This window comes from Candidatus Epulonipiscium viviparus (assembly GCF_000171335.1).
Lineage (GTDB): Bacteria > Bacillota > Clostridia > Lachnospirales > Cellulosilyticaceae > Epulonipiscioides > Epulonipiscioides viviparus.
This window is the reverse complement of sequence record NZ_ABEQ01000089.3, coordinates 1-12,851: the sequence shown is the minus strand read 5'-3', so window position 1 is coordinate 12,851 and position 12,851 is coordinate 1. Positions and strand designations below refer to the sequence as shown.

At 42.2% G+C, this 12,851-nt stretch carries 10 protein-coding genes; all 10 read right to left on the bottom strand.

The features are described from left to right. Window positions 1–767: B12-binding domain-containing radical SAM protein (locus EPU_RS10795; RefSeq protein ID WP_010169312.1), on the bottom strand; the 767-nt coding region annotated here is incomplete at its 3' end. Then, the gene (locus EPU_RS10790) at window positions 742–2,016 is read right to left on the bottom strand and encodes a dihydroorotase (protein ID WP_010169311.1); all 1,275 of its coding nucleotides are present in this window, start codon (window positions 2,014–2,016) and stop codon (window positions 742–744) included. The genes EPU_RS10795 and EPU_RS10790, both read right to left, overlap by 26 nt. Before the next feature lie 98 nt (window positions 2,017–2,114). Then, window positions 2,115–2,564: a divergent PAP2 family protein gene (locus EPU_RS10785; RefSeq protein ID WP_029488392.1), complete on the bottom strand. Its 450-nt coding sequence runs from the start codon at window positions 2,562–2,564 to the stop codon at window positions 2,115–2,117. 1 nt (window position 2,565) lies between these two features. Beyond that, complete coding sequence (locus tag EPU_RS10780) at window positions 2,566–3,432, bottom strand: polyprenyl synthetase family protein (protein ID WP_029488391.1); 867 nt, start codon at window positions 3,430–3,432, stop codon at window positions 2,566–2,568. After that, window positions 3,419–3,646 carry an exodeoxyribonuclease VII small subunit gene (gene xseB, locus EPU_RS10775; RefSeq protein ID WP_010169308.1) on the bottom strand — a complete coding sequence of 76 codons (228 nt, stop codon included), beginning with the start codon at window positions 3,644–3,646 and terminating at the stop codon, window positions 3,419–3,421. Before xseB ends, EPU_RS10780 begins: the two co-directional genes overlap by 14 nt. Further along, window positions 3,643–4,860: an exodeoxyribonuclease VII large subunit gene (gene xseA, locus EPU_RS10770; protein ID WP_029488390.1), complete on the bottom strand. Its 1,218-nt coding sequence runs from the start codon at window positions 4,858–4,860 to the stop codon at window positions 3,643–3,645. Before xseA ends, xseB begins: the two co-directional genes overlap by 4 nt. Then, complete coding sequence (nusB, locus tag EPU_RS10765) at window positions 4,853–5,260, bottom strand: transcription antitermination factor NusB (RefSeq protein WP_010169306.1); 408 nt, start codon at window positions 5,258–5,260, stop codon at window positions 4,853–4,855. Before nusB ends, xseA begins: the two co-directional genes overlap by 8 nt. A gap of 39 nt (window positions 5,261–5,299) precedes the next feature. Further along, window positions 5,300–5,641 carry an Asp23/Gls24 family envelope stress response protein gene (locus EPU_RS10760; protein ID WP_010169305.1) on the bottom strand — a complete coding sequence of 114 codons (342 nt, stop codon included), beginning with the start codon at window positions 5,639–5,641 and terminating at the stop codon, window positions 5,300–5,302. A gap of 374 nt (window positions 5,642–6,015) precedes the next feature. After that, a complete protein-coding gene (locus EPU_RS10755; protein ID WP_029488388.1) occupies window positions 6,016–11,016 on the bottom strand; it encodes a hypothetical protein in 5,001 nt (1,666 codons plus the stop codon). A 44-nt stretch (window positions 11,017–11,060) separates the two neighbouring features. Further along, window positions 11,061–12,851 (bottom strand): hypothetical protein (locus EPU_RS14025; RefSeq protein ID WP_010169303.1); only part of this gene is annotated, 1,791 nt, incomplete at its 5' end.

Here is a 12,851-nt window from a genome sequence, read left to right as displayed (position 1 = left end):
GTGATCAGCTCTGCAGCAAGCTCGAAGTGAAAATTGGTGATTCCGTTATCGTACTTAATAATATATTTCCAAACCTCCAATGCAAATTTGAAATTGGCATTAAATGTGCGATCTACAAACTTCACCTGCTTGATTTTCTTAGTCAAAAAGTATTCCAAATCTTGTAGTACTCGTTCTAGCGGTAAATAGCGCACGCCCTTGTCGATGCCAGAAATACAATAGGAGCAATTAAAAGGGCACCCTCGGCTAGATTCGTAGTAAATTATCTTGTTTACAAATGGATCCAAATCTTGATASACAAACGGCAGCTCTGCTAAGTTCATGGCTTTGGTTCTAGGATTTTTTACGATTTTATTTGCGTTTTTATATACAATAGCCGGAATATCGCAAAGTGGCGTTCCAGCTAAATATAGCTTCCAAGTAATTTCTCCTTCGCCCTCCATTATCAAATCCACTGGCAATTCGTTTAGCAGCTCCTCGCAATTAAAACTAACTTCAGGACCTCCTAGAACAATTTTTACATGAGGTAAAATTTTTTTGAGAGTTGGTATTATAGTTTTGATGTATTCGATATTCCATATATAGCAAGAAAAGCCGATGATATCTGGCTGCCTTTTATATATTTGTTTAATTACCTGATTGTCATCGATGTTTATGCTAAGCTCCAGCGTTTCGATATCGGCGCCCTTACAATATTTCTCGATACAATGTATGGCTAAATTTGAGTGTATATATTTTGCATTAACTGCAACTAATAGAGTTTTCATAAATTATCTGTCCATTTACTAAAGTTTTTTCCACAACACCGAAGACTTCCATTCCTTCAAACGGAGTATTTCTAGATTTAGATACAAAGTCTTGGCTGTTTATTTTATATTTTGCATTAACATCGATAATGGCAATATCGGCAATTTTGCCCACATCGAGATTCCCTTTGTCTATGCCAATAATAGCGGCTGGCGTTGTAGACATTTTTGAAATCAATCCAAGTGGTGTTAAAATACCAGTTTTTACCAAATGTGTATAACTCAATGCGAAGCTAGTCTCCATTCCGATTATGCCAAACGGAGCTGTTTCGATAGGAGATGCTTTTTCGGCCAAACTATGAGGGGCATGGTCTGTGGCAATAGCGTCTAAGATGCCCGACCTCAGTGCTGCTCGAATGGATGCGACGTCTTCTTTTGTTCGAAGCGGAGGGTTCATCTTTTTGTTAGAATCGTGATCAAAGAGAATGCTATCATCCAAGATAAAGTAGTGCGGTGCGGTTTCAGCGGTAATGCGTATCCCTAGCTTTTTGCCAAATTCGATAAGCTCCACGCCTCCTTTGGTACTAACGTGGCATATATGAAGACGAGCGTTGTTATGTCGTGCAAGAATCATGTCGCGAGCAATGATAATCTCTTCTGCCTCTCGTCCCAGCCCCTTCAAATTGAAGCGCACCGAATTTTCGCCTTCGTTCATTACGCCACCGATTAAGTTCATATCTTCTGCGTGAGAAAATATTGGAAGCCCCACTGAGTTTGCAATACCCATAGCCTCCTTCATAATGGCAGAATTCATGGCGGTCTTGCCATCATCGCTTAGGGCACAAATTCCAGCCGCTGCCATACCCGTAATATCAGCAACCTCGGCTCCGTTTTGTCCCTTGGTTATGGCGCCTACAGGTATCACGTTCACCACCGTGGCAGCGTCGCAAACGTATCGCACCATATTTGCAGTATCGATCACTGGATTGGTATTTGGCATGGGGCATATTGTTGTTATTCCTGCTCTCGCAGCTGCCAAGCATCCCGTCGCTATCGTTTCCTTATGCTCAAAGCCAGGCTCTCTTAGGTGTACATGCAAATCCACCAACCCCGGAATTACCCACTTCCCTGTCGCATTAATTACCGTATATCCTTCTGTACTTTTTTCTCCTATAAACTCAATACGTCCATCTTCTATATAAATATTTGTTATCTGTTCTAAATTAGTTGCGGGATTTAATATCAATCCGCCGGTTATACATGTTTTCATAGCTCACTCCTAATATAGTTTTCTTTATTTAAGATTATTGGCAAAAATTTGGTATAATATACAGCAAAAAAAAAGCTCTGCACCTAAAATGCAAAGCCTCAAACAAAGTATGGTAACCCCAATATTGCAACAGCCATTCCCAACACGGCACCACAAAAAACTTGTGTCGGTGTATGTCCTAACAATTCTTTTAGAGTAAAATCTATATCAAATTTTTTCTGATCTTTYAAGTGCTCCATAATTTCATTTAACAATATCGCTTGATTGCCAGCTTGCATTCTCACATTTGCCGCATCATACATAACCACGCAGCTAAATACGCACGCYACCGCAAACATCGTTGTATTATATCCTTCTAGCTGCCCAATAGCTGTAGATAACGCGACGGTAAACGCACTATGAGAGCTGGGCATTCCGCCAGATGCCGTTAATTTAGCTATATCAAATTTTTTGTCGTGTACTAATGTTATAACGATTTTTAGTACCTGTGCAATAAACCAGCTTATAATTGCAATTATAAGTGAAGGACTAATAATCCAATTAGTCATATTATCTCCTCCTATTTAGTAAGTCCTGTGCAATCTCTTTTAATAAAGAAGTATCGCCATTCACTTTATCCAAACATTTGATAGCTTTAGCAGTAAGCTCCGCTGCAATCTCATAGCATTGATCTACACTGAAAAAGCTCGTATAGGTAACTTTTTTGTTTTTACTATCACTGCCTATATCTTTGCCAAGTTCGTTGACTTGTCCTGTGATATCTAATATATCGTCAATTATTTGAAAAACTTTGCCTAAATATATGCCATATAATTCCAGAGCAAACAGCTCGCTCTCTGATCCATAACCCAAAACAGCGCCCATTTTCAACGCACTCTTGATCAACGCACCTGTTTTGTTTAGTTGTATTTTTTCTAGCATTTCTATAGAAATTTCTTTGCCCTCATAAAACATATCGTACATTTGACCAAGCACCATTCCAGATGCGCCAGCCCCTGTGGCCAAAATATTAGCCGCAATAGCTTTTGCAGGATCCATATCAGATACTAAATCTTGTAGCATTATTTCAAAAGCCAGTGTTAAAAGTCCGTCTCCGGCTAAAATGGCCGTGGCTTCATCAAATTTTACATGATTAGTTGGCAAACCTCGTCGCAGCGCATCGTTATCCATTGCCGGAAGATCGTCATGAATTAGCGAGTAGGTGTGTACAAATTCTATGGCACACATATATGGAGCAATGTTGCCGGTCCCTCCCACTGCCTCATACGCAAGACGCATCAAAATAGGCCGAATGCGCTTTCCGCCTTGCAATACGCTATAGCGCATAGCCTCTTGTAGTCTTGTGCACTCGCCGGTTTCTTTTGCCAGATAATTYTCYAGCATTTCGTCTATCTTATATTTGTTAAGATAATCCACTTCCTCCCTCCTTTATAGATACAAATTGACCATTTTCATATAAGCTAATTTCAGCTTCGGCCTGATTTAATAATTTTAAGCAATTTGCCGCAAAGTCCATTCCTTCTTTATAGTTTATGACTGTCTCATCCAAACTTATGTTACCTTCTTCCAATTTTTGGATAATATTTTCTAGATTACAGAGACTTTGCTCAAAACTTATTTTATCGGTCATTTAACTTTCTCCTTAATATCTTTTTGCTTGCTTATTACTTTGGATATTATGTTTCCATTGGCTACCCTAATGTCCAAATCATCTCCAATGGCAATTTTGTCAACGTTTGAAACAACATGGCCAGACGACGAAGTCACCATTCCAAACCCTCGCAAAATTGTAGCTATTGGTGAGAGTTTTTCTATTTGTTTGAGATTTAAATTCAACTCCATCTTTTTTTGGTGCAGAATATCCTGAATGCGTTCGTTCAAATCTTCTGCCAATAAATCTAACTCCTGTATTTTCTGGAGATACATTTTAGTTTTGTCTTTAAATATTGGCCTGTTTATCAAGTCATTAAGATTCACTTCACATTCTCGCACTTTTGTTTTCATAATATTATCCAAAGTTCTAATGTGATACTTCAATGTCGCGACAGTATCGGYCAAATTCGGAAACACTATTTCGGCAGCAGCTGATGGTGTGGCCGCCCTATGGTCCGCAACAAAGTCGGAAATCGTRAARTCAATCTCATGCCCTACCGCGCATACTATCGGAATCTTCGAATTATATATCGCCAATGCAACGGCTAATTCATTGAAACACCACAGATCTTCTATTGAGCCACCGCCTCGGCCCAATATTATAACATCAACTATCGCATCGGCATTGGCTTTTTCGATTGCCCACACTATTTCATTTTGTGCGTATTGTCCTTGCACACTCGCGGGATAAATATATATTGGTATGGTCTTATTTCTTCGTCTCCCAACTCGAATAATATCAWGGATCGCGGCACCGGTTTTAGACGTAATTATTCCCACAGCTGCAGGATATTTAGCCAACGGCTGGTGTTTATCAAAATAGCCCTTTTGTTCTAGCGTACTTTTCAGCTCCAAAAACTGTGAATACAGTGTGCCCAAACCTTCTTGCTCAATCTCATATACATAAGCCTGATAATTTCCAACTTTTTCGTAGAGCCCAATCTGGCATCTAACCAAAACTTTCATTCCATCTACCAGCTGAAAATTAAGTTGCGAGGCATATTGCGAAAACATGACCGCTTGAATTCCGGCATTTTCGTCTTTGAGTGAAAAATATAAATGCCCGGATTTATGATATGTCAAATTTGAAATTTCGGCGCGCAACCAGATGCTATTTAGTATATAATCTTCGTGTAAAATAGCTGCCACATAATGGTTTAGCTCGCCGATGCCAATTATTTTTCTATCCATTAGAGGAAACCTTTTTGTTCATGTTCCCTAATATTCCGTTAATGAATTTTCCAGATTTTTCCGTGCTATATTCTTGCGCTATTTCTACCGCCTCATTTATAGCGACTTTGGGCGGCAAATCTTTGGCATAATTGATCTCATATACTGCCAGTCGCAAAATCATTAAGTCCACCTTTGCTATTCGGCTAAGATTCCAGTCTACTAAATTGGCTTCGATTTCAGTATCAATCGCATCCATATTGTCTACAATTCCTTCAAATGTTTCCGATATAAAAGTTTTTACCTTGCCTTTTATATCCAATAAATTTTCGTTTAATATTTCTTGTGCTTGCTCTTTGTCATGAAAGCTAAGATTGTAAAGCATCTGAACAACACAAATTCTTGCTTGTCTTCTTGTCATCTAATTTTCCTTCTATTCCGTTTATTCCGTTTACTCCGTTTATTCTTGTTCAAATGCTACGCCAACTACCTGAATATCAACGCGCAAAACTTTAAGGCCAGTCATTGTTTCTATAGAATTTTTAACTTTTTCTTGGATTTGTGCGCAGGTTTTTTTYACATTAAATCCATAGTTCAAAATTGCCTTAATAGAAACGCTAACTCTTGTGCCCCCCTCTTCTATAAAAACTTTGATACCCTTAAGCTGTCTTTTTCTTGTAATGGTTTGCACTATATCTTGCTTAGCAGGTGCCAGGCTTTTTAGTCCATTGACTTCCAGCGCGGCGATCTGAGCAATAACTGCAATAACATCATCTGCTATCTGAACAATTCCTTTTTCCATTGCGTTATACACCTCTTCACTATTTTTTTTCAATTATACAGACTTATGATACGTTTGTCAATTTGTCACATTTTTCTACAGCAATTAATAATATATAAACATAATCCTAACTTGTCAAGGAAGGTGATAGTATGCCGATGTTCAATATTTTATATATCGTATTACTGATGTGTTTTATTTGTTTGATCCAAAGTAATTTCAAACACCAAGGCTCAAGTATTCTATCCAACATTGCTTACTTTATGATCTGGGCTATTATAACATATGTGTTGACGAGTATCTCCCCCAATATCATGGAACAATATTTTATAGTCTATGTTTTTCTATCCATGTTATTTATAATGTTTCTGGGGATTTTACTAGAATAACACTTTCTATTCTGTTCGGATGGTCAACAAACTGCCGTCCGATTGATTCTCAACAATTTCGCTATTGATTAATGCGACAGCTTTGCGAATTTCAGGTGCTATTGATTTATGAATGCCTTCGAGCTGCGACAAAAACAGTAATATCATTTGTTTAGCTGAACTGCTAATGCGATCTACAAAGCGTCCGTCTCCTATTTTTTTTAAAGCCTGAACGCCGTACATAGCCTGCGTAGCGTTTTTAACATTAGCAGCCGCCATAATATATTCGAGACTATACTCTATATCTTTCATGGGCAAGGGTTGATGCTTGCTGCGTTGGCCCATATTACCCAATGCGGGYAGAATGTATAAATTAAGCTTGCCATTAACCAGATCTTGTTGCAAATATTTAACCAATTTRTTGAATATTTGTAACGATATACAGGCCTTTCCTATTGCAGGCATCAGGGAATTAGCATAGTGTTTGACTACCTGATTATTATCTAACAAACTTTCCAAACTGTCAGAAACTACTGRAGATTTAGTGTTGCCCATAATATTAATTACACATGCGTAATATGTTTTGAAGTCCGAAGAAGGGTTTTTGATAATTGCTTGAGCCGTATTAGAAAAATAATTTAAGTGAATACGTTCAATAGAAATTTGAGGAATAAGTTGATTCAATGTATGAGCTAATATATATTTATAGAAATAGCCCTCTTTTTCAAGCTCTTTTATAAGCCGCGCCGCCAGCTCATTTTTGTTAGAACACTTTTGAAGCATATCTCCCATATTTTTGGCAATTTTATCCACTTGATGGTCGCGCTTCAGAGAGGGATCGGTATCGTATTTGCTGCAAAATTGCTTCAATTTATTAAGGTCGTTTTTGCTAAAGCAATTGTCAAAAGAATCTACATATTTCGAAGCTTGACAATCGATAAAATCAAGCTCTGAACTTCTATCAATTTGAACTTGTGCCAAAATATTAATAGCATGTGCCGTATTTTTTTGGTTAGGCAAATTATTATTAACTGCCGTCTCCGAAGTATTTTTCTTCGTCTTAGATTTTTTTTGATTAGGGTCGCCAGCTGATGCGGGAGCAACGACTTTACCATTTGCCGCCGGAGCATTGACTTTACCATTTGCCGCGGGAGCATTGACTTTACCATTTGCCGCCGGAGCATTGACTTTACCATTTGCCGCCGGAGCATTGACTTTTCCATTTGCCGCGGGAGCATTGACTTTACCATTTGCCGCGGGAGCATTGACTTTACCATTTGCCGCCGGAGCATTGACTTTACCATTTGCCGCCGGAGCATTGACTTTGCTATTTGCCGCCGGAGCATTGACTTTACCATTTGATGCAGGAGCATTGACTTTGCCATTTGATGCGGGAGCAACGACTTTGCCAGCTGCCGCCGGAGTATTGACTTTTCCATTTGCCGCCGGAGCAACGACTTTTCCATTTGCCGCCGGAGCAACGACTTTTCCATTTGCCGCCGGAGCTTTGACTTTTCCATTTGCTGCCGGAGCATTGACTTTGCCAGCTGCCGCCGGAGTATTGACTTTGCCAGCTGCTGCCGTCGAAGTGTTTTTCTTTTTTTTAGATTTTTTCTTTTTAGCTGTACTGCCACCAGCTACTGCGGGAGCAACGACTTTTCCATTTGATGCGGGAGCATTGACTTTACCATTTGCCGCCGGAGCATTGACTTTACCATTTGCCGCCGGAGCATTGACTTTACCATTTGCCGCCGGAGCATTGACTTTACCATTTGCCGCGGGAGCATTGACTTTACCATTTGCCGCCGGAGCATTGACTTTACCATTTGCCGCCGGAGTATTGACTTTTCCATTTGCCGCGGGAGCATTGACTTTACCATTTGCCGCGGGAGCATTGACTTTGCCATTTGCCGCCGGAGCATTGACTTTGCCATTTGCCGCGGGAGCATTGACTTTACCATTTGATGTGGGAGCATTGACTTTGCCAGCTGATACATGAACAACGATTTTGCCAGCAGATGCCTGAGTATCGATTTCACTAGCTGATGCCTGAGTATCGACTTTGTTAGCTGATGCCGGAATATTGATTTTGCCAGCTGATACTGGAGCATCGATTTTGTTAGCCGATACTGGAGCATCGATTTTGCCAGCTGATACTGGAGCATCGATTTTGCTAGCTGATACTGGAGCATCGATTTTGCTAGCTGATGCGGGAGAAACGATTTTGCTAGCTGATACTGGAGCATCGATTTTGCTAGCTGATACTGGAGCATCGATTTTGTTAGCAGATGCCTGAGTATGGATTTTGCTAGCTGATGCCGGAATATTGATTTTGCCAGCAGATGTCTGAGCATCGATTTTGCCAGCTGATACTGGAGCATCGATTTTGTTAGCTGATACTGGAGCATCGATTTTGTTAGCTGATACTGGAGCATCGATTTTGTTAGCAGATGCCTGAGTATGGATTTTACCAGCAGATGTCTGAGCATCGATTTTGTTAGCTGATGCCTGAGTATCGATTTCACTAGCTGATGCCGGAATATTGATTTTGCCAGCTGATGCGGGAGAAACGATTTTGCTAGCTGATACTGGAGCATCGATTTTGTTAGCAGATGCCTGAGTATGGATTTTGCCAGCAGATGTCTGAGCAACGATTTTGCCAGCAGATGTCTGAGCAACGATTTTGCCAGCTGATACTGGAGCATCGACTTTGTTAGCTGATACTGGAGCATCGATTTTGTTAGCTGATGCGGGAGAATTAATTTTGCCAGCTGATGCGGGAGAAACGATTTTGCTAGCTGATACTGGAGCATCGATTTTGTTAGCAGATGCCTGAGTATGGATTTTGCCGGCAGCTGGATGAGCATCGATTTTGCCAGCTGATGCGGGAGAAACGATTTTGCTAGCTGATACTGGAGCATCGACTTTGTTAGCTGATGCCTGAGTATGGATTTTGCCAGCTGATACTGGAGCATCGATTTTGTTAGCAGATGCCTGAGTATGGATTTTACCAGCTGATGCCTGAGTATGGATTTTGCCAGCAGATGTCTGAGCATCGATTTTATTAGCAGATGGATGAGCATCGATTTTGTTAGCTGATACTGGAGCATCGATTTTGTTAGCAGATGCGGGAGAATTAATTTTGCCAGCTAATGCGGGAGAAACGATTTTGCTAGCTGATACTGGAGCATCGATTTTGTTAGCTGATGCCGGAGTATGGATTTTGCCAGCTGATGCCTGAGTATGGATTTTACCAGCTGATGCCGGAATATTGATTTTGCCAGCTGATACTGGAGCATCGATTTTGTTAGCAGATGCCTGAGTATCGACTTTGTTAGCTGATGCCGGAATATTGATTTTGCCAGCTGATGCGGGAGAAACGATTTCACTAGCTGATGCCTGAGCAACGATTTTGCCAGCTGATGCGGGAGAATTAATTTTGCCAGCTGATACTGGAGCATCGATTTTGCTAGCTGATGCCTGAGTATCGACTTTACCAGCTGATGCCTGAGTATGGATTTTGCCGGCAGCTGGATGAGCATCGATTTTGCTAGCTGATGCCGGAGCAACGATTTTGCCGGCAGCTGGATGAGCATCGATTTTGCTAGCTGATGCCGGAGCAACGATTCTGCCAGCAGCTGGATGAGCATCGATTTTGCTAGCTGATGCCGGAATATTGATTTTGCCAGCTGATGCGGGAGAAACGATTTTGCTAGCTGATACTGGAGCATCGACTTTGCTAGCTGATACTGGAGCATCGATTTTGTTAGCTGATGCCTGAGTATGGATTTTGCCGGCAGCTGAATGAGCATCGATTTTGCTAGCAGATGCCGGAATATTGATTTTGCCAGCTGATGCGGGAGAAACGATTTTGCTAGCTGATGCCTGAGTATGGATTTTGCCAGCAGCTGGATGAGTATCGACTTTGTTAGCTGATGCCGGAGCAACGATTCTGCCAGCAGATGGATGAGCATCGATTTTACCAGCTGATGCGGGAGAAACGATTTTGCCAGCTGATACTGGAGCATCGATTTTGTTAGCTGATGCCTGAGCAACGATTTTGCCAGCAGATGGATGAGCATCGACTTTGTTAGCTGATACTGGAGCATCGATTTTGTTAGCAGATGCCTGAGTATGGATTTTGCCAGCTGATGCCGGAATATTGATTTTGCCAGCAGATGTCTGAGCATCGATTTTGCCAGCTGATGCCGGAATATTGATTTTGTCAGCTGATGCCTGAGTATGGATTTTACCAGCAGATGTCTGAGTATCGATTTTGCTAGCAGATGCCGGAATATTGATTTTGCCAGCTGATGCGGGAGAAACGATTTTGCTAGCTGATGCCTGAGTATGGATTTTGCCAGCAGCTGGATGAGTATCGACTTTGTTAGCTGATGCCGGAGCAACGATTCTGCCAGCAGATGGATGAGCATCGATTTTACCAGCTGATGCGGGAGAAACGATTTTGCCAGCTGATACTGGAGCAACGATTTTGTTAGCTGATGCCTGAGCAACGATTTTGCCAGCAGATGGATGAGCATCGACTTTGTTAGCTGATACTGGAGCATCGATTTTGTTAGCAGATGCCTGAGTATGGATTTTGCCGGCAGCTGGATGAGCATCGATTTTGCTAGCTGATGCCGGAGCAACGATTTTACCAGCAGATGGATGAGTATCGATTTTGCTAGCTGATACTGGAGCATCGATTTTACCAGCAGATGCCTGAGAAACGATTTTGCCAGCAGATGGATGAGCATCGATTTTGTTAGCTGATGCCGGAGCAACGATTCTGCCAGCAGATGGATGAGCATCGATTTTACCAGCTGATACTGGAGCATCGACTTTGTTAGCTGATGGATGAGCAACGATTTTGTTAGCTGATGCCTGAGTAATAGTAGTATCGGTGGAGGGAGCTTTAGTTGTGATGCCTAGCAATGAGTTAGAGGCGGCTAACGATGCGATGTTTGATTCAATAGCCCCTGTGGATGTAACCTGCTCGGTAGTATTGGGGCTAATTGTAATTCCCAAGAGTGTATCAGAGGCCGCTAATTTGGCTTCGATATTTGTACTACTTAATTTAAGTCTTTTTTTTTTTCATTTATGATTTTATTAGCTTTTGCATCCAGTAGAGCTTCCCAGATACCTTCATTACCGGATTTCTGATTGATAGGTGTTTTATTCGTGATTGCATTGGCTTTTGCATCCAATAGGGCTTCCCAGGCGCTCTCATTATTGGGATATTGTTTTGTGAGGATCATATTTGTGGCTTCGGAATGTTCTACCTGTTCTGGAGCTGTTTTGTGTATTATTGCTTTAGATTTGGCATCTAAAAGAGCTGTCCAGACATTTGCATTGCTAACGTGCTTTTTGGTAATTATCCTGTTTTTGGCTGTAGGATGTTCTGGTTCTGTGATTGAATTGGCCTTTGTTTCCAGTAGAGCTTCCCAGAGCATCTCTTCATCAGATTGTATTATCGTGTTTGATGAATGTGAGCTTGCTAGGGCGGCGGCTTTGGCATCCAATAGAGCTTCCCAGATCACATCATCACTAGTTGCTGCCGGTTTGGTTTCGGGTAAAGATGAGGAGAGAGCAGCGAGTTCGCATTCCAAGAGTTCATCATCCATAGGGTCATCTATAGGATGAGCGTCGGATTCGGAATCAAGCTTTGGCTTAGCAGTTGTGGAAGGAGCATCGGGTTCAGTAGTTAGGTGAGTATCAAGCTTTGACTCAGTAGTTGTGGAAGGAGCATCTGGTTCAGCGGCTAGGTGAGCATCAAGATTTTGCTCAGCAGTTGTGGAATTAGCATCTGGTTCAGCGGCTAGGTGAGCATCAAGATTTTGCTCAGCAGTTGTGGAATTAGCATCTGGTTCAGCGGCTAGGTGGGCATCAAGATTTTGCTCAGCAGTTGTGGAATTAGCATCTGGTTCAGCGGCTAGGTGGGCATCAAGTTCTGGATCGAAAGGTGACATCTGGTCGTCGGAGGCAATGGTGGCGTAAGCATCAAGTTCAGCAGCGAAGCGATCATCAAGTTCCGGATCGAAAGGTGACATCTGGTCGTCGGAGGCAGTGGTGGCGTAAGCATCAAGTTCAGCAGCTAAGCGATCATCAAGTTCCGGATCGAAAGATGACATCTGGTCGTCGGAGGCAGTGGTGGCGTAAGCGTCAAGTTCAGCAGCTAAGCGATCATCAAGTTCCGGATCGAAAGATGACATCTGGTCGTCGGAGGCAGTGGTGGCGTAAGCGTCAAGTTCAGCAGCTAAGCGATCATCAAGTTCCGGATCGAAAGATGACATCTGGTCGTCAGTGGCAGTGGTGGCGTAAGCGTCAAGTTCAGCAGCTAAGCGATCATCAAGTTCTGGATCGAAAGATGACATCTGGTCGTCGGAGGCAGTGGTGGCGTAAGCGTCAAGTTCAGCAGCTAAGCGATCATCAAGTTCCGGATCGAAAGATGACATCTGGTCGTCAGTGGCAGTGGTGGCGTAAGCATCAAGTTCAGCAGCTAAGCGATCATCAAGTTCTGGATCGAAAGGTGACATCTGGTCGTCGGAGGCAGTGGTGGCGTAAGCATCAAGTTCAGCAGCTAAGCGATCATCAAGTTCTGGATCGAAAGATGACATCTGGTCGTCAGTGGCAGTGGTGGCGTAAGCATCAAGTTCAGCAGCTAAGCGATCATCAAGTTCCGGATCGAAAGGTGACATCTGGTCGTCGGAGGCAGTGGTGGCGTAAGCATCAAGTTCAGCAGCTAAGCGATCATCAAGTTCCGGATCGAGAGATGACATCTGGTCGTCGGAGGCAGTGGTGGCGTAAGCATCAAGTTCAGCAGCTAAGCGATCATCAAGTTCCGGATCGAAAGATGACATCTG

What these genes read in the sequence shown, in the direction of transcription:
- EPU_RS10790 (WP_010169311.1), bottom strand. Translation starts at nt 2,016, where the DNA reads ATGAAAACATGTATAACCGGCGGATTGATATTAAATCCCGCAACTAAT.
- xseB (WP_010169308.1), bottom strand. Translation starts at nt 3,646, where the DNA reads ATGACCGATAAAATAAGTTTTGAGCAAAGTCTCTGTAATCTAGAAAAT.
- nusB (WP_010169306.1), bottom strand. Translation starts at nt 5,260, where the DNA reads ATGACAAGAAGACAAGCAAGAATTTGTGTTGTTCAGATGCTTTACAAT.